Source organism: Alcanivorax sediminis (assembly GCF_009601165.1).
Taxonomy (GTDB): Bacteria; Pseudomonadota; Gammaproteobacteria; order Pseudomonadales; family Alcanivoracaceae; genus Alcanivorax; species Alcanivorax sediminis.
The window spans coordinates 2655080-2671660 of sequence record NZ_WIRE01000001.1 but is presented as its reverse complement, the minus strand read 5'-3'; the positions used below and the strand labels follow the sequence as shown (position 1 = coordinate 2671660).

General features: G+C 56.1%; 17 protein-coding genes. 10 read left to right on the top strand and 7 right to left on the bottom strand.

Annotated features, from left to right (window positions below):
- Positions 1 to 54: 54 nt before the first annotated feature.
- Positions 55 to 948, bottom strand: a complete 894-nt coding sequence (locus tag GFN93_RS12215) for an acyltransferase (RefSeq protein ID WP_153501343.1) — start codon at positions 946 to 948, stop codon at positions 55 to 57.
- 289 nt (positions 949 to 1237) lie between these two features.
- Here GFN93_RS12215 and GFN93_RS12210 point away from each other — a divergent pair, with 289 nt between their 5' ends.
- Positions 1238 to 2095 (top strand): hypothetical protein, encoded by an 858-nt coding sequence (locus GFN93_RS12210; protein ID WP_407921802.1) that lies wholly within the window; start codon positions 1238 to 1240, stop codon positions 2093 to 2095.
- A gap of 48 nt (positions 2096 to 2143) precedes the next feature.
- Here the strand turns inward: GFN93_RS12210 and GFN93_RS12205 are convergent, their stop codons facing one another.
- From GFN93_RS12205 to GFN93_RS12195, 3 genes are all read right to left on the bottom strand, one after another.
- Positions 2144 to 2806, bottom strand: coding sequence for a TIGR04211 family SH3 domain-containing protein (locus GFN93_RS12205; RefSeq protein ID WP_153501342.1), 663 nt, complete (start codon positions 2804 to 2806; stop codon positions 2144 to 2146).
- A 122-nt stretch (positions 2807 to 2928) separates the two neighbouring features.
- Positions 2929 to 3228, bottom strand: a complete 300-nt coding sequence (locus GFN93_RS12200) for a YciI family protein (protein ID WP_153501341.1) — start codon at positions 3226 to 3228, stop codon at positions 2929 to 2931.
- 23 nt (positions 3229 to 3251) lie between these two features.
- Complete coding sequence (locus GFN93_RS12195; protein ID WP_153501340.1) at positions 3252 to 3977, bottom strand: VC0807 family protein; 726 nt, start codon at positions 3975 to 3977, stop codon at positions 3252 to 3254.
- A gap of 47 nt (positions 3978 to 4024) precedes the next feature.
- Here GFN93_RS12195 and GFN93_RS12190 point away from each other — a divergent pair, with 47 nt between their 5' ends.
- The 6 genes from GFN93_RS12190 to rluB all read left to right on the top strand — a co-directional run bounded on the left by GFN93_RS12190 (position 4025) and on the right by rluB (position 9729).
- Positions 4025 to 4954 carry a PHP domain-containing protein gene (locus GFN93_RS12190; protein WP_235901821.1) on the top strand — a complete coding sequence of 310 codons (930 nt, stop codon included), beginning with the start codon at positions 4025 to 4027 and terminating at the stop codon, positions 4952 to 4954.
- 71 nt (positions 4955 to 5025) lie between these two features.
- The gene (locus GFN93_RS12185; RefSeq protein ID WP_153501339.1) at positions 5026 to 5649 is read left to right on the top strand and encodes an L-threonylcarbamoyladenylate synthase; all 624 of its coding nucleotides are present in this window, start codon (positions 5026 to 5028) and stop codon (positions 5647 to 5649) included.
- A 139-nt stretch (positions 5650 to 5788) separates the two neighbouring features.
- Positions 5789 to 7003, top strand: a complete 1215-nt coding sequence (locus tag GFN93_RS12180; protein ID WP_153501338.1) for a tryptophan--tRNA ligase — start codon at positions 5789 to 5791, stop codon at positions 7001 to 7003.
- 14 nt (positions 7004 to 7017) lie between these two features.
- Positions 7018 to 7953, top strand: a complete 936-nt coding sequence (locus GFN93_RS12175) for a segregation and condensation protein A (protein WP_153501337.1) — start codon at positions 7018 to 7020, stop codon at positions 7951 to 7953.
- Positions 7954 to 7955: 2 nt separating this feature from the next.
- A complete protein-coding gene (gene scpB, locus GFN93_RS12170) occupies positions 7956 to 8891 on the top strand; it encodes an SMC-Scp complex subunit ScpB (RefSeq protein ID WP_328594598.1) in 936 nt (311 codons plus the stop codon).
- On the top strand, positions 8884 to 9729 hold the full coding sequence (gene rluB, locus GFN93_RS12165) for a 23S rRNA pseudouridine(2605) synthase RluB (RefSeq protein WP_153501336.1): 846 nt from the start codon (positions 8884 to 8886) through the stop codon (positions 9727 to 9729). The genes scpB and rluB overlap by 8 nt, the downstream gene beginning before the upstream one ends.
- Before the next feature lie 127 nt (positions 9730 to 9856).
- Here rluB and GFN93_RS12160 read toward each other — a convergent pair whose 3' ends face one another.
- Positions 9857 to 10573: a 16S rRNA (uracil(1498)-N(3))-methyltransferase gene (locus tag GFN93_RS12160; RefSeq protein ID WP_153501335.1), complete on the bottom strand. Its 717-nt coding sequence runs from the start codon at positions 10571 to 10573 to the stop codon at positions 9857 to 9859.
- A gap of 127 nt (positions 10574 to 10700) precedes the next feature.
- On the opposite strand from GFN93_RS12160, the gene GFN93_RS12155 reads away from it, so the two are divergent.
- The 3 genes from GFN93_RS12155 (at position 10701) to GFN93_RS12145 (ending at position 14407) form a co-directional block, all read left to right on the top strand.
- The gene (locus GFN93_RS12155) at positions 10701 to 11543 is read left to right on the top strand and encodes an AAA family ATPase (protein ID WP_153501334.1); all 843 of its coding nucleotides are present in this window, start codon (positions 10701 to 10703) and stop codon (positions 11541 to 11543) included.
- A 7-nt stretch (positions 11544 to 11550) separates the two neighbouring features.
- Positions 11551 to 12729: a vWA domain-containing protein gene (locus GFN93_RS12150; RefSeq protein ID WP_153501333.1), complete on the top strand. Its 1179-nt coding sequence runs from the start codon at positions 11551 to 11553 to the stop codon at positions 12727 to 12729.
- Between the two features lie 481 nt (positions 12730 to 13210).
- Entirely contained in the window at positions 13211 to 14407 is a 1197-nt protein-coding gene (locus GFN93_RS12145) for a hypothetical protein (protein ID WP_153501332.1), read from the top strand.
- Between the two features lie 48 nt (positions 14408 to 14455).
- Here the strand turns inward: GFN93_RS12145 and GFN93_RS12140 are convergent, their stop codons facing one another.
- Both GFN93_RS12140 and GFN93_RS12135 read right to left on the bottom strand, forming a co-directional pair.
- Positions 14456 to 15361: an oxidoreductase gene (locus GFN93_RS12140; RefSeq protein ID WP_153501331.1), complete on the bottom strand. Its 906-nt coding sequence runs from the start codon at positions 15359 to 15361 to the stop codon at positions 14456 to 14458.
- A 47-nt stretch (positions 15362 to 15408) separates the two neighbouring features.
- The gene (locus GFN93_RS12135) at positions 15409 to 16479 is read right to left on the bottom strand and encodes a saccharopine dehydrogenase family protein (protein WP_153501330.1); all 1071 of its coding nucleotides are present in this window, start codon (positions 16477 to 16479) and stop codon (positions 15409 to 15411) included.
- Positions 16480 to 16581: the final 102 nt, after the last annotated feature.

Sequence of the window (16581 nt, the reverse complement as noted above, 5' to 3'; positions counted from 1 at the left end):
GTTTTAAGCCCGGTCTTTGCCGGGCGTCCTGTTCTGGATTGGAGCCAGTAGGGTCTACTGTTGCTCCAGTCGTGATGCGATCAAGGCGTCCTTTTCTTCCCAGAGTTCACCAATCCATTGCTGAAATCTTTCCCGGAATGCAGGATCCGCCTCGTAGTTTCCCTCTGAAGCCCAGGCAGGTACCACGCGCTGTGTCACAACAACTTCCACGTTTTGCATGGCGCCGCCCAAATAAGCCAGCAGGGAGCGAGGGGCGTCCGGGGGGTAAATAATGGTCACATCAAGCAAATTACGCAAATGCCCTGACATGGCACCGAGGGTAAAAGCGGCGCCGCCAGCCTTCGGCTTGAGAAGATAACGATAGGGCGACTGTTGCTGGTCATGCTTTGCCTTGGTAAAGCGAGTGCCCTCGAAGAAGTTCATCACCGAGGTAGGGAAATAGGCAAACCTCTCGCAGGCCTTGCGGGTGGTTTCCAGGTCCTTGCCCTTTAGGTCCGGGTTTTTAGCTACTTCTTCCTTGGTATAGCGCTTCATGAACGGGAAATCGAGACCCCACCAGGCCAGCCCGAGAATCGGCACTTTTATCAGTTCCTGCTTGAGAAAGAATTTCAGGAAAGGAATTCGACGGTTTGAGATGCGCTGCAGGACCAGGATGTCGGCCCAGCTTTGATGGTTGCAGGTCACCAGATACCACTGGTCACGATCGAGTCTGTCCATGCCTGACACGGTCCAGTTGATCTGGCTGGTGAGAGCAACAATGCCGTTATTGATGGCAATCCAGGTTTCAGCGATGAAGACCAGCACCTTCGAGAGGGACACCTGAGCCTTCTCGAAACGGAATATCAGACGCAGCAATACAAATACATAAAGGATGGGGCTGAGGATAAGGGTGTTGAGCACAATGCCGATCAGGGCGGCTATGCCACGAATTTTATGCCAGTAGTTCATAGTCTTGTCTTAGTACAATTGCCTTTGAGAATGCTAACCAATGACCGTTCATAAGTCCCATTCGGTTTCGGTCAAAAACTGTTGGTAGAACGCTTTACCGTGCAGCTATTCTGTGAACATGAAGAGGATCTTTTGCCAGTTATTCTGGCTTTTTGCGGGGATCTGGCTGGTTTCCGGGGTGCATGCAGAAACACAACAAAGCACCGAGCCGACGCCGCCGTCGCCTACGCCCGTTGAGCAGGACTCTCACCCCTGTATTGCGCAGAAGGGGAAGAGTGGCCTGTTGGATATGACCCACAACTGGATGTCGATCACCGTCTGTGGCCCGAGTCGCTGGGTAGACGGATTCTTTGTTGGGCCTAATGAAATCTATACGGAAGAGCCCGGTACCCACCTGCGGATCATCAGCGCCTCCCGCTTTCAGGAATACGGTGGCAACGACGATGAAATCAAGGTGCGCGCCAAGGTCGAGCTGCCCAATGCGCAGCACAAACTCAGCTTGATGTTCCGCAATGATGATGACACGAGCGATGAGCTGCGTAATGACCTGGCAAGCCGCCCGGAAGAAGTGGGGCAGAACAACACGGGTTACCGGGCGGCTCTGCGCTGGGTGGTGGATATGCCGGAGCGGATGGACATCGATCTCGATGCGGGTGTCCGGTCCGAGCTGACCACCTTCTTTCGTGCCCGCTACCGCTGGACAACCCCGATCAGCGAAAAGGCAACGTTTCGCTTCACAGAGAAAGTGTATTGGGAAGATCCCGACGGGTTCGGTGCCAACAGCCTGTTTGAGATTGACCGCCCCTTTACACAACGCTCAACCGTGCGCCTCGCCAGCGAATGGGAAAAAAGTGAAGAGTTCAACGAGATGAAGCGCGACTGGTACTTCAACCAGTCAGCCAGCGTCTATTTCCGGCTCGGAAGACAGAGCGGGGTGGGGGCGTCGGTGGGGTTTGACGGTTTTACCGCCCCTGTTTCTGCTATCAAGACCATCAGGACCAGTGTGCGCTTTCGTCGCAGTGTCTGGCGGCCCTGGTTCTTTTATGAAATCGAGCCCTATGTGTTCTGGCCGAGAGAGGAAAACTACAAGGGGATTTCGGGGATCGTTCTGCGGCTGGAAGTGCAGGCAGGCCTGCCCTATGACTAGGGCTTCCGGGTACGTTGTTGCTTGCCCGGGAGCCCTCTCGAGGAAGCGTTAGTTGGCCCAGCCACCTGTGCGGCGACGCCCGGAGCGGGAGCGCATGATCAGGCCGATGACCAGTCCGGCAGCCAGGATGGCAAGACCGGTAAGCCATTCGCGGTAACGATTACTGCTTCGCAACATGACGTTTTCTGCTTTCACCTGATCCAGTTCAGAACGCAACAGACTCAGCTCTTCGTTAAGCCGGCGGTTCGCCTGATCAAGACGGATCGGGTCGGAGGCCACTTCCTGCAGTTGTTCCAACTCATCGCTACGTGAGGAAAGGGTATCTTTCAATGATTTGGACTGCTCGGAAAGTGCATCGCGCTCCCCCTTGATTTCAGCCAGCTGGGTACGCAATTTGGCCGCTTCCGCTTTGGCTGCTTCGCTTTCACTGCGAGCACGCTCAAGCAGAATGGCAGCAGTGGGCGACTGACTCAGGTACTGCTTGCCGATATAGCCTTCGATATCCCCGTACTGGATCTTGGCCCAATCCCCATCAAAGCCGAAAAACTCGATTCGGGTACCGCTCTTTATGCCACGGTGAACGATTCGGCCGCCAGGGCTGGGTGTCGCACGAACAGGAACATAGATGCTGTCATCCACCCAGGCGGCTGCAGCGTGGGTGTTGCCCCAGCAGGCAGCGAGGATCAACAGTAGCGAGATGCGTTTGAGCATGGGGGGTAACTCCTTGTTTCAAGCGGCGCAGTCTAAAGCAGTGGCGCTGGCTGCGGCGCAACAATAATCACAATTCAGGTGGCTGGCGCTGCCGACATTGTAAAAAATCGAAAAGCCAGCGGTCAGGGCAGCACTTTCTTGAATGGTTTCACGATCACCTGGGCGTATACGCCAGCTTCAATATAGGGATCGGCATCCGCCCAGCGTTGGGCCGCTTCCAGAGATTCAAACTCGGCGACCACCAGCGAACCGGTGAACCCGGCTTCGCCGGGGTCATCGCTATCAATGGCCGGATGAGGCCCAGCCAGAATCAGGCGACCCTGATCACGCAGCGTTTCCAGGCGGGCAAGGTGATCGGCCCGTGCCTGCTTGCGTAAGGGTAGCGACTCGGCAACGTCCTGGCTGATGATGGCGTACAGCATGGCAGAATCCTTTCAGATAACGATTATTTGTGGTGTTCCAGCATTTCTTCGAAGGTCAGGCCAGTCAGACTGGTCAGACGTCGTATCAGATAAAACAACGCGGCAGCGAAGATGATCATGGAAGGGATCACGATGACCGGGTAGCTCAGGGCCGTCATTTTAGCGAGTTCTTCGTTGAATGCTACGGTGCCCGGTGGGCTCTCGAGGATGACCTTGGCAAGCACATAATTGAGTATGGATGAGACAAAAAAGGAGCCTGCAATCATCCAGGAGGCGAACTTCAGGGTGCGCTCGAATTCAACTTCAGTGCCCTTGAAGGCCAGTCCCGCCTCAATTTTCTCGGTGACAAAAATCTTGTCGTTGTAGACAAAGGTGCGTACCAGGGGCCATCGGGTATACAGCGATCCCACTGTTGCGATCCCAAGAATACCGGGAATGGTGGCCTCTTTGATGGCCATGTACTCTGCGTCCAGCTCCAGCAGGCCGATGCCGCCGGTCAACATGATGCTGATGATGCCCAGGGCGGAGTAAAAATTAACCTTGCGGCTGCTGACCAGATCCTTGATCCCGTAGGCAAAAGGAAATGCCAACGCCACCACAATGGCCATCTTGGTGCCCAGGTACTCATCACTGGACAGCTTGCTGAGAATCAGAGTGGGGATAATGATGTTCAGCAGCAGATTGGCTAGCAGGCTTTCTTTTTTTGCGGGTGGTGCGCTAGGACGGTCTGTTTCGGTTGAATCGGTCATGCGGGACGAATTTCACCTCGGTTAATGGAAAAGGGCAGCGCAAGCGCATGATGGTAACCACATCGGCGCAGCAATTCACCCTGCAATATGGTAGCTTGTCGACCTTGTTTACGGTGCCGGGTTCCATGGAAAATCAGCATTCTCAGTGTTTTGACCTGCATAGCCACAGTCTGGCCTCGGACGGTGCGCTGTCGCCTGCGGATCTGGTGGCCAGAGCAGCGGACTATGGGGTTACCACCCTGGCATTGACGGATCACGACACGCTGGCAGGATTGCCTGAGGCCCGTGAGGCGGCTGCGGAGCGGGGAATTGAGCTCGTCAACGGCATCGAATTCTCTGTGCGGCATGATAATCGTGAGTTCCATATTCTGGGTCTCGGTCTGAATATTGAGAGCGCCCAGCTGTGCGAGCGGGTTGAGAATCAGCAGCAGGCCCGTGTGAAAAGAGCCCAGGAAATCGGTCGTCGTCTGGACAAGGCAGCCGGGTTGGCCAATAGCTATGAGCGAACCTGTGAGTTGGCAGGCAGTCCGGCGCCGGGCAGACCCTGGTTTGCCAGGCACCTGGAGCAATCGGGCAGGGTGCGCAACGCGCGGCACGCCTTTAATCGCTTCCTCAAGCAAGGTCAGTCAGCCTTTGTGGCCACCCCCTGGTGCAGCATGGATGAGGCCATCAGCGATATCCATGCGGCCGGAGGGCAGGCGGTGGTGGCACACCCACATGGCTATGGGCTGACCCGCAAGAAATTGCGACAGCTACTCAGTGCTTTTAAAACCTTTGGCGGTGACGGACTGGAGGTGGCCATGCCGGGGTTGACCCGTCAGCAGCAGGAGCTGTTGAACGAATGCTGGCAGCATTTCGACCTGAAGGTATCAGCGGGATCGGACTTTCATTCCCCTGAGCAGAAATGGCTTGCGCTTGGGCGGTTGCCGCCATTGCCAACCGGATCGACGCCGGTTTGGAATAGCTTTAACAAATAAAAACAGTTGATTATAACGATTATCTAAAGTGATTTATCGTTAACAGTAGCCAATCGAATAGTGAAGACAGCATGACCGAAGTGCTCTACATCCATCCAGAGTCGCCGCAACCCCGCCTGATTCGCCAGGCGGTGGATGTGCTGCGCAAGGGCGGACTGATTGCCTATCCGACGGATACCACCTATGCACTGGGCTGCAGTATCGGGGAAAAAAATGCCCTCGATCGTTTGATCCGCCTGCGTCGACTGGACAAGAAGCACCAGTTCACGTTGTTGTGTGAGGACCTTTCAGCCCTGGCAATTTACGCCAAGGTGGCCAACCCCGATTACCGGCTGCTCAAGGCTCATACGCCCGGGGCGTATACCTTTATCCTCAATGGCACTACGGAAGTGCCACGCCGGCTAATGGACCCCAAAAAACGCACGATCGGCATTCGTGTTCCTGATCACGCCATCTGCCAGGCGCTTCTGGCTGAGCATGGCCAGCCCATCATGACGTCCACCTGCCACCTTCCTGATGATGAGTTTCCACTTACAGATCCACAGGATGTGCGCGATTTCCTGCAGGGGCAGGTTGATCTGGTTATCGACGGCGGATTTGGCGGTGTCCAGGAAACCACCGTGATTTCGCTGGTAGACGGCGAGGGGCCTCAGGTAATCCGGGAAGGCGCGGGCCCCATCGACAGTATTTTCTGATTGGCTGCTGAACTTTTCACCAGTGGCGTCATTCCGGGCGGCTTTATGCTGTCCCTGATCCCCCTGTTCACCGTATAATCGCTTGCTTTGCTGGCGCCCCCTCAGGGTGTTGGCACGGATCAGGCATAAGGAGTTGATTTTGAGTTCCGTGGTTTCTTCCCAGCGCGTTGTTTCGGGCATGCGTGCGACCGGCAGTCTTCATCTGGGGCATTACCATGGCGTCCTGAAGAATTGGGTACGTCTGCAGCATGAGTACGAGTGCTTCTTCTTTGTGGCCGACTGGCACGGCCTGACCACGGAATACGAAAATCCTCAAAAGATCGAACAGCATGCCTGGGATCTTGTGATTGACTGGTTGGCGGCCGGGGTGAACCCGGGTTCTGCAACCCTTTTCATTCAGAGCCAGGTACCGGAACACGCCGAACTGCACCTTCTCTTGTCCATGATGACGCCGCTGTCCTGGCTGGAACGGGTGCCGACCTACAAGGATCAGCAGGAAAAGCTGCGGGAAAAGGATCTCAGCACCTACGGTTTTCTGGGTTACCCGCTACTGCAGTCCGCAGACATCCTCGCCTATCGTGCTGGTCAGGTGCCAGTGGGCGCAGACCAGGTCGCTCACGTTGAGCTGACCCGTGAAGTCGCTCGACGCTTCAATCACCTGTACGGCCGTGAGCCGGGCTTTGAAGAAGCGGTGCAGGCAGCCATCAAGAAGATGGGCAAGAAGCAGGCGAAGATTTATGTGGACCATCGCCGCCAGTACCAGGAAAAAGGGGATGAAACCGCGCTGGAGACAGCCCGTGCCCTGGTCGACAGCCAGCAGAACATCACGCTTGGCGACAAGGAACGCCTGCTGGGTGATCTTGAGGGCGGCGGCAAGGTAATCCTGCCGGAGCCTCAGGCGCTGCTCACGCCAGCGTCCAAGATGCCGGGCCTGGATGGTCAAAAAATGTCCAAATCCTACGGTAACTTCATCAGCATGCGTGAAGAGCCTGCCGAAGTGGACAGCAAGATTCGTCGCATGCCCACGGATCCTGCCCGGGTGCGCCGTACCGATGCGGGTAACCCCGATAACTGTCCGGTGTGGCAGTTCCATATGGTCTATTCCGATGAACCGACCCGTGAGTGGGTTCGTGAGGGCTGCACCAGTGCCGGAATCGGTTGTCTGGATTGCAAGAAGCCCATCATCGAGGCCATACAAGAAGAGTTGGAGCCCATCCGCAAGCGCGCAGAAGAGCATTTGCGCAACCCCGATCTGGTGCGCACCATTGTGGCGGAGGGCTGTGAAGAGGCCCGGGAAGCAGCACGTGCCACTCTGGAAGAAGTGCGTTCCAGCATGGGGCTGAACTACCGCTAACGCGGAGCAGGGATATGACGGAAACGGCAGATTCGACAGCGCAGGCCACCCAGGTCTCCCAGGAAAGCCATCACGCCCAACAGGCGGAGATGCCTTTCGGGCTGGTGTATGGCAAGGCGATTACCAAGCTGCCGGATGATCTTTATATTCCGCCGGATGCCCTGGAAGTGTTTCTTGAGGCCTTTGAAGGGCCTCTCGATCTTCTGCTGTACCTGATCAAGCGCCAAAACCTGGACATCCTGGATGTGCCAGTGGCTACCATTACGGCCCAGTACATGGAGTACGTGGAGCTGATGAAGGCCATGAACTTCGAACTGGCAGCGGAATATCTGGTGATGGCCGCCATGTTGGGCGAGATCAAATCGCGCATGCTGTTGCCGCGCCAGAAGGAAGATGAGGAAGAGGAAGGGGAAGATCCCCGTGCCGAGCTCATCCGCCGTTTGCAGGAATACGAGCGCTTCAAGCAAGCGGCAGAGGACATCGATCAGCTGCCGAGGCTGGAGCGGGATGTGTTTCTGGCCGCAGCCAAGCGCCCTGAGTACAGCCGCGAGAAAGCGCAGCCAGATGTGGACATGCGAGAGCTGCTGTTGGCGCTCAAGGAAGTCATGCACCGTGCTGACATGTTTGAGAGTCATCAGGTGTCACGGGAAAAATTGTCTACCCGTGAGCGAATGGCCAATGTTCTCGACAAGCTCAAGGGGCGGGAGTTTGTCCCCTTCATTGAGTTGTTCAACCCGGAAGAAGGCAAACTGGGCGTGGTGGTGAGTTTTCTGGCGGTGCTGGAGCTGGTCAAGGGTTCCCTGATCGAGCTGGTTCAGACCGCCCCCTTTGCCCCCATACATGTAAAAGCCAAGACACTGGTATTGGAAGAATCGGATGTTCTCGCTCAGCTGGAGCTTGAGGACGAGCCGGAAACGGAGATTGACGCCCATGACGGTACCGAGGGGTAAGCGTGGACGCTGACAAGATCAAGAGAATTATTGAAGCCGCGATTCTGGTGGCCGAGGCGCCACTGGATCGTGACGCCATGCTGATGCTCTTTGATGAAGAGGATCAGCCGACCAAGCCGGAATTGGCAAAACATCTGGAATCTCTGGCTGCGGATTATGAAGAGCGAGGCATCTACCTGCGTGAAGTGGCCTCCGGGTTTCGCTTCCAGGCGCGCCCGGAACTGGGCCCCTGGGTTAGCCGGTTGTGGCAGGAAAAACCCCCGCGCTACAGCCGCGCCATTCTCGAAACCCTGGCGCTGATTGCCTACCGCCAGCCCATTACGCGTGGTGAAATCGAAGAAATTCGTGGTGTTTCAGTAAGCTCCCATATCGTGAAAAGCTTGCTGGAGAGAAACTGGGTGAGGGTGGTCGGCCATCGCGATGTGCCGGGAAGACCCGCCATGTTCGCGACCACGCGCCAGTTTCTGGATTATTTCGACCTGAAGAGCCTGGAAGACCTGCCGCCACTGTCTGAGATTCGTGATCTGGACAAGGTCAATGAAGAGCTTGAACTCACGGATGTGCCGCCGGTCAATGCGGCACCCGGAGATCACGATGAAGCACCGGTGGGTGAAGACAGCAACGGCTTGCTGGAAGAGGAGCACGAGGCCCGTCTGCCCAGTGACCAGGAAAGCTTCCCGGGACTTGAGCAAGAACCGGATATGGACGAAACAGACCTGATGAGCATGGATAATGTGGATGCCGTGCTGGCCAGTTTCGAACAGGAATTCCGTCGTAAGCCGGTGCCAGCCGCTGAAGATGAACCAGAGGCATCAGCGGACGCGGATCAGGACGTGGAAGAGCAAGGTGAAAGCAATGAGACCAGCGATGAACCTGTCGCTGATGTGACAGCCGCGGAGGCTGGCAATACTGAGGACGGTCCCAATCGTCATGACTGAAACTGAAAAGTTACAAAAGGTTCTGGCCCGTGCCGGGCTGGGCTCTCGTCGTGAGCTGGAAACCTGGATTGAAGCAGGTCGGGTATCAGTTAACGGCAACATCGCTACCCTGGGTGACCGGGTTGGCCCTGAAGATTTGATTCGAGTAGACGGCAGGACCATTAAAGTGAAGGCTGAAGAAGACATCGTGCAGCGCGTGATCATGTACCACAAGCCTCCGGGCGAGGTGTGCTCGCGTAATGATCCTGAGGGTCGCCCCACGGTGTTCGATAACCTCCCTCGGTTGAATGGACTGCGCTGGGTTCAGGTGGGCCGTCTCGATATCAGCACCACTGGCATGCTGTTGTTTACCACTGACGGTGAGCTGGCGCATCGCCTTATGCACCCCTCCAATGGCTTTGTCCGTGAGTACGCGGTGCGCGTTCGCGGTGAGCTGACTCCGGAGAAGCGTCAGGCCATGCTCGATGGTGTACTGCTCGAGGATGGCGTTTCCAAGTTCGAAAGCATTGATGACGCCGGTGGTGCGGAAGAGGGCGCCAACCACTGGTACAAGGTCACCCTGGTGGGCGGCAAGTACCGTGAAGTGCGCCGTTTGTTCCAGTCCCAGGATCTGGATGTGGCCCGTCTGATGCGGATCCGTTTTGGTGACCTTCGTCTGCCGCCGCAATTGCGTCAGGGACGCTGGATGGAGCTGGATCCGGAGCAGATTCAAGGCCTGATCGATCGCGTAGAGCTGAAAGGCAAGAAGTACACAGGGCTTTATGGTCGTGCCCGCCTGCGTCACCAGCGTGGCAGCAAACCGCCGCGCAAGGCCCGCCGTGGTCCGTATCGGCGCTAGCCGACCAGCAAGAGATGAATAAAAAGGGAGCGCACAACGCTCCCTTTTTTATTCATGCTGATTCATCGCACACAAAACCCGTCGAAATCCTACGTAAGCTATCAGGTGAGCGCCATAGCCTGTTGCTTCAGGGTAGCTGCATCAGACGGCCGACAAGAGCGGGAAGGGCAGTCTCCACGCGCAGAATGCGCGAGCCAAAGCTGTGACACTGGAATCCCTGCTTGCCGAGCATCTCGATTTCATAATCCGTCCAGCCACCTTCAGGTCCGATGGCCAATGTCACAGGGCCTGTGAGGCTGTGGGGCATGACCGGGTAATTGCCTGGGTGAGCCAGAATTCGCTGGCTGTTTCCGGCCCAACCATCCAGCTCGTCTTCTACAAAGGGGCGAAAGCGGGGTGCCAGGGTGAGCGTTGGCAGCGTCGTATCTCTAGCCTGTTCGAGCCCCAGCAGCATCTTTTCGTGGAGTAATTCGGCCTTGAGGTTCGGGGTCTGCCAGTAGCTCTTGTCCACTTTCCAGCTGTTGATCAAGACGATCTGCTTGATGCCCAGGCTGGTGGCGTCGATGAGAATGCGTTTGAGCATCTTGGGGCGGGGCAGGGCAAGAAGAACAGAGAGCCCAAGAGGTGAGGGGGATTGATGTTCTACTTTAAATAGAACTTCTATCCTGTTGTTATTAATGGACTCTATGTGGGCTATTCCCATCCCGCCCTGAAAAATGCCAGCCCTGACCTGATCTCCCTCGATGAGCTTCAGCACCTTTAGCACATGGTTGGCCTGACGGTCGCTGAGCAGCCAGCGGTCATTGCCAAGATGTTGTTCCGGGGTGAGGAGTAACAGGTTCATGGCGCGGATTATGGCACAGTGCTGACGTAAATCACTGTTTCCTTGGCTCAAACGGCCCTTTGCGGCCCTGATACAGATTGTTAGAGTGGCACCCTGTCTCGGATTGCACGCAAGAGTGGAGAAATTCATGCAGTTTCAGGGTACTGACCAATACGTCGCCACTGACGATCTTAAAATGGCGGTGAATGCAGCCATCGCGTTGAAGCGCCCCCTTCTGATCAAGGGTGAGCCGGGTACTGGCAAGACCTTGCTGGCTGAGCAGGTGGCGGAGTCCCTTGGTTTGCCGCTGCTTTCCTGGAACGTGAAGTCCACTACCAAGGCCCAGCAAGGCCTTTACGAGTACGATGCTGTTTCCCGTCTTCGTGATTCCCAGCTGGGGGCAGAAGGCGTGGAGGATGTGGCTAACTACCTGAAGAAAGGCAAGCTGTGGGAAGCGTTTACCCACGAAGGCCAGGTGGTACTGCTGATCGACGAAATCGACAAGGCGGATATCGAGTTCCCCAACGATCTGCTCCAGGAGCTGGATCGCATGGAGTTCTTCGTCTACGAGACGGGTGAGCTGATCAAAGCTAAGCAGCGTCCCATCGTGATCATCACTTCCAATAATGAGAAAGAGCTGCCGGACGCCTTCCTTCGTCGCTGCTTCTTCCATTACATCAACTTCCCTGATGCACAGACCATGCAGGCCATCGTTGATGTGCATTACCCCGAGATCAAGAAGAACCTGGTCACTGAGGCCCTGCAAATCTTCTTCGACCTGCGCAAGGTGCCCGGACTGAAGAAGAAACCTTCCACCAGCGAGTTGATTGACTGGCTGAAGCTCTTGATGGCCGATGATATTCCTGAGGATATTCTTCGCAATCGTGATACCAAGAGTGCCATTCCGCCGCTTTATGGTGCACTGGTGAAGAACGAGTCTGACGTTCAGTTGTTGGAACGTCTTGCCTTCATGAACCGTCGCGAAAGCTGATTAATCCATGCTGATTGGTTTTTTTGAAAGCCTGAGACGTTTCCGTGTTCCGGTGAGCCTGCGTGAGTTGCTCGATCTCTGCAACGCACTGCAGGCCCATGTGGCCTTTGGTTCAGTGGATGAGTTCTACATGCTCAGCCGCGCCGTGATGGTCAAGGATGAGAAATTCTACGACCGTTTTGACCAGGCATTTGCCAGCTATTTTGAAGGTCTGGAGTCCCTTGAGCCTGACTGGCTCAGCAAAGTGATACCGGACGAGTGGCTGCGCAAGGAACTCGAGAAGAACCTGAGCCAGGAAGACTTCGAGAAACTGCAGGGGCTTGGCAGCCTCGAGAAAATTCTCGATGAGCTCCGCAAGCGTCTTGAAGAGCAGCAAAAGCGCCACCAGGGCGGTAATAAATGGGTAGGTACCGGCGGTACCAGTCCGTTTGGTGGCCATGGAGCCAACCCTGAAGGCGTGCGCATGACCGGGCCCTCGCGTAACAAGAAGGCGGTCAAGGTCTGGGAAAAGCGCGAATTCCGCAATCTGGATGACTCCGTCGAACTGGGCACCCGCAACATCAAGCTGGCGCTGCGCCGGCTTCGCAAGTTTGCCCGTACCAGTAACCAGGAAGAACTGGATCTGGACGACACCATTCGATCCACTGCGGCCAATGCCGGCCTGCTTGATATCAAAATGCGTCGTGAGCAGGAAAACCGCGCCAAGGTGCTGCTGTTCTTTGATGTGGGCGGGTCCATGGATCCGTTCATCAAGATCTGTGAAGAGCTGTTCTCGGCTGCCCGGGTCGAGTTCAAGCACATGGAGTATTTCTACTTCCATAACTTCGTTTACGAATATGTGTGGAAGGATAATCGCCGCCGCTGGGACGAAAAGCTGTCCACTTGGGATGTGCTTCACAAGTATGGCAGTGACTACAAAGTGATTTTTGTGGGTGATGCTGCCATGAGTCCCTATGAGGTAAATTCCGTGGGCGGTAGCGTTGAGCACTGGAATGATGAGGCAGGTGCAGTCTGGTTCCAGCGCATCATGGAGACCTTTGAAAAGGTGGTGTGGCTGAACCCGGAACCACAACGCGCCTGGCAGATGACCACGTCCACCCAGTGGATCAAGCAGCTGGTGGAACACAATATGTTCCCGCTGACGCTGGAAGGTCTGGAAAAGGCCATGCGGTATTTGAGTAAATGATTTTAACTTTAAGGCCGGTTGCTTGATGCCGGCCACGAAAACCAGAAGACCGGGCATCTGCCCGGTCTTTTGCGTTTGGCAGATTACCTCAGCTCCTTTGTCCCAGCTTCACCGCTTCGCCGTCAGTACAGGGCGGGGTACTGATGCAATTCCCAGTGTTTGTTTGATGCGCTTCTCCAGCTCACCCCTGCGCTGCCCACAAATGCTCTTGTTGTCACGCAATGCGACGCAATCAGATCGCCCGGTCTTGTCAGTGCCTTTAAATGCGTGAATTTGCACTCCATCCGTCGTCTTTATAGCTGCTTTTGAACCTTGTTCGCATTCTCCCATGGCCTGTATACCTCTGCATCATTATAGTGCGCGCCTTTCGCGCTCCGCAGGCATGAATAAACGCCCACAAGGCAACCAATAACGACACACCAGGGATAGCGGAGCACTTGGTAGATTCCTGCCGTAATCCGGCAGATTTCAGGAGAATGCAATGTCCAGGGTGCAATCCACCTTCTGGATGGCGGCATTAGCGGTGGCGTGCGTGTCCACCCCGGCACTGGCAGACAATACCCAGGCCGACATCCGTCGTCTTCAGGATCAGATCGACTCTCTCAAGGCAGAAATCGCCGGCGAACCGGCTCGCTCTCTGTCCCTCCCTCGTCTTGCGGTGTTTGGCAAGGTCAGCGTTGACGCCATTTATGACGATCGCAACGCGGGCCTCGATGAATTGCTCATTCCCAGTACGATCCCCATGCGCGACAACGAGCAACAGAACTTTGTCCTCCATGGCAAGAACAGCCAGCTGGGCGTGCGGGTAGGGGACGAGTCCGGCCCCCACGTGGTGTTTGCCGCTGACCTGTTTGGCAGCATTGATAGTTACGAGCTGCGTGTCCGGGATTTCTACTACAAACGTGGTGGCTTCCAGGCGGGTTATGGCTACACCAAGTTGTTGGATGGTGCTGCCTGGCCGCTGACCCTGGATGCGCAGGGTCCAAATAGCGCCATCTTTGCCCGTCAGGCTGGTGTCAGCTGGCAGGGCGATAACCTCTTTGTCGCCATCGAAGATCCCAACAGCGAGATCTATGACCCCCAGAACAACAGTTCCGCTGCGGGTCGTCGGCCGGATGTGATTGTTGGCTGGCAGCAGAGTCTTTCCTTTGGTCATGCCCGCCTGGGCATGGTTTCCCGCGAGATCGGGGTCGAACTTGCTAACGGTGACCAGCAGTTTGCGCAGGCTGGCGGCGCCGTTCTGAGTGGTGCCATCAATGCAGGTCAATCACTCCGTCTGCTGGCCAGCGCCAGTGCGGGCAAAGGCTTTGCGCATTACTACAATGACTTGTCCGGGTTTGGTGATGGAGGCATGGATGGATATGTCTTTGTAGATGGCCTGGAAGCGCTGGAAACCACTGGCGGCTACCTCGGCGCCGAATGGCAGGTAGCCAAGGACTGGACCCTGGCATCGGTGGCAGGTCAGATCGACATCGAATCCGATGATCGGCTGCCCGATGACGCCATGCGTCGCAGCCGCTACGGCACTCTTTCTCTGGTCTATCAGCACACTCCGCGACTGAGTTATGGCGCGGAGACGTCCTACGGTATGCGTGACAATCAGGCAGGGGAGCGTGCGGAAGTGCCGCGGGTACAGCTGAATTTCACTTATCGGTTCCTGCACGAAAATCGTAACTAGGAAAAACGGGGCCTCAGGGCCCCGTTAAGTCACTTGCATGTCCCTTGCTCAGAGGCCACTGAGATACGCCACTCCGGTCATCTCTTCAGATACCTTCCACAGTTTTTGAGACAGCCTGGCTTTTTGGGCGCGCTTGCGTACTCGGGCCTTGGCGGGATAGCCCCCCAGCTCGAAGTGGCCGTTGGGACCATAATATTCACCAGACCTCACCTCATCTGAGGTGGCTGCATAAAGGCTGGGGTAGCAGCCCATGTGCTGTGGCTGGGCGAAGAAGCGATTAAAGATATTCACGCCGCTGGTGGATTGCAGATTGGTATCGGAATACCCGGGATGCACGGCAAACGACTGTATTTTTGAGCCTGCAGCCTTTAATCGTCGGTGCAAGTCACGGGCGAACACCAGGTTGGCCAGTTTGCTTTGGCCGTAGAAGAACCAGCGGGAATACCGTTTCTCGGCATTGAGATTATCGAAATAGATATTGCCGACGTTGTGGGCAACGCTGGAGACCGTGATGATGCGTGGTGCGTCTGCCTTCTCCAGGTGGTCGAGCAACAGCCCCGTCAGTGCAAAGTGGCCCAGGTGGTTGGTGCCAAACTGCATCTCAAAGCCATCTTCCGTGTGTGACAGTGGCGGCGCCATCAGGCCGGCGTTATTCATCAGGATATCCAGCCGTGGGTAGCTTTGCTTGAAACGCGCGGCAAACAATTGAATGGATTTCTGACTGGCCAGGTCCAGCGCCATGATGTCGAGTTTGGCGTCTGGTACCTGATCGAGAATGTCCTGTTTCGCAGCTGACGCTTTTTCTTGTGAGCGGCAGGCCATGATGATCTGGGCGCCCCTTGCTGCCATCAACCGAGCTGATTCCAGCCCCAGCCCGCTGTTGGCACCTGTAATCACCACGATCTTGTCGTCCAGGGCGGGCATGTCTTCGGGTGTCCAGGTGACTTTTTTCATGATGCTTCCTTTTTTTAACGTCCTTGTGGGTTTGGCCAATGCCGGATTCAGCTGATAACCAGCTCGCTGGATTCAGGCAGTCGGCTGACAAGATCCGCTCCTACCAGTTTTGACGGTGTATAGGCGCCACCGGTGGTAGTGTTGCTAATCAGGTGCTCCACCACTGCCAGTGATCCGGTGATGGTCAGGCTGTAGCCATTGGCCGTTCGGATACGGGCGGTTTTCTTCTCGCCACGGGCATTGGTGGCTTCGCCCCAGACAAACGTCGGCATGCGGGCGCGAGTCGCTTCGTCGGGGCCGGTTACGGTTTTCTCAATGCGGGCCTTGATCAGCTTCTGAACCCAGTTGAAACCAAGAATAGGGCGGATGTAGTTGGCGCGCTTCGCGCCGTTGATCATGCGTGGTGAGCCTGGAATAAAGACCTCGATATTGGGAATGCCCGTGCTGTGGTAAGCCGTGGAGACATCACCCCAGGGGATGGTCATGGCATCCTTGGCGCCGTCGCCGAAATCGATATTACGTACTTCATAGGCGAGGGGAACGGTGACGATCTTGCCATCACGGCGAACCTTGCCTCCCTGGGCAAGGCCTTCCACTGAAGTCTTGGCGGTACCTGGCGAGAAACCGGAGCGTGAATCAAAGCCCAGTGCAAGATGGGTCGCATCGGGCAGGGCGGCTTTAAGGGAAGCCGCCACACAGTCCGTGGGAATCACATCGAAACCGACACCCGGGCACAGCACAATGCCGGCAGAGCGGGCCTGGTCGTCCAGTGACTGCGCCAGTTCGAACACGGCAATCTCGCCGGTAATGTCCAGGTAGTGCGCGGAGGCTGCTATGCACGCCTTCATCATCGGTTCGGCAGTAGCAGAAAAGGGGCCGGCACAATTGAGCACCAGCGACATGCCCTGAATCTGTTGTGACGCCGTGGCCACATCATCGAGACTAAACCCAACGGCCTTGAGTCCCAGTTCTTTAGCCAGCGGCGTCACTTTGTTGAGACTGCGGCCGGCGAGCAGGGGAGTCAGGCCGCGCTTCACCGCCTCACGGGCAATCAACTCGCCGGTATAACCATTGGCACCGTAAATCATCCACTGGGTTTGCTGTTGTTCCTGACTCATGATGTCGCTCCTGGTCATCGTGTCTATCCAGTCAAAAAGCCTAAGGCTGTCCACACCAATGAGCAATCCAGAAAATCAGTGTCAGGATCTGCTGCATTAGAG

Bases quoted from the DNA above. Each gene is read 5' to 3' on its own strand.
- GFN93_RS12215 (WP_153501343.1), bottom strand. From the start codon at position 948: ATGAACTACTGGCATAAAATTCGTGGCATAGCCGCCCTGATCGGCATT.
- GFN93_RS12210 (WP_407921802.1), top strand. From the start codon at position 1,238: ATGACCCACAACTGGATGTCGATCACCGTCTGTGGCCCGAGTCGCTGG.
- GFN93_RS12205 (WP_153501342.1), bottom strand. From the start codon at position 2,806: ATGCTCAAACGCATCTCGCTACTGTTGATCCTCGCTGCCTGCTGGGGC.
- GFN93_RS12200 (WP_153501341.1), bottom strand. From the start codon at position 3,228: ATGCTGTACGCCATCATCAGCCAGGACGTTGCCGAGTCGCTACCCTTA.
- GFN93_RS12195 (WP_153501340.1), bottom strand. From the start codon at position 3,977: ATGACCGATTCAACCGAAACAGACCGTCCTAGCGCACCACCCGCAAAA.
- GFN93_RS12190 (WP_235901821.1), top strand. From the start codon at position 4,025: ATGATGGTAACCACATCGGCGCAGCAATTCACCCTGCAATATGGTAGC.
- GFN93_RS12185 (WP_153501339.1), top strand. From the start codon at position 5,026: ATGACCGAAGTGCTCTACATCCATCCAGAGTCGCCGCAACCCCGCCTG.
- GFN93_RS12175 (WP_153501337.1), top strand. From the start codon at position 7,018: ATGACGGAAACGGCAGATTCGACAGCGCAGGCCACCCAGGTCTCCCAG.
- rluB (WP_153501336.1), top strand. From the start codon at position 8,884: ATGACTGAAACTGAAAAGTTACAAAAGGTTCTGGCCCGTGCCGGGCTG.
- GFN93_RS12160 (WP_153501335.1), bottom strand. From the start codon at position 10,573: ATGAACCTGTTACTCCTCACCCCGGAACAACATCTTGGCAATGACCGC.
- GFN93_RS12155 (WP_153501334.1), top strand. From the start codon at position 10,701: ATGCAGTTTCAGGGTACTGACCAATACGTCGCCACTGACGATCTTAAA.
- GFN93_RS12150 (WP_153501333.1), top strand. From the start codon at position 11,551: ATGCTGATTGGTTTTTTTGAAAGCCTGAGACGTTTCCGTGTTCCGGTG.
- GFN93_RS12145 (WP_153501332.1), top strand. From the start codon at position 13,211: ATGTCCAGGGTGCAATCCACCTTCTGGATGGCGGCATTAGCGGTGGCG.
- GFN93_RS12140 (WP_153501331.1), bottom strand. From the start codon at position 15,361: ATGAAAAAAGTCACCTGGACACCCGAAGACATGCCCGCCCTGGACGAC.
- GFN93_RS12135 (WP_153501330.1), bottom strand. From the start codon at position 16,479: ATGAGTCAGGAACAACAGCAAACCCAGTGGATGATTTACGGTGCCAAT.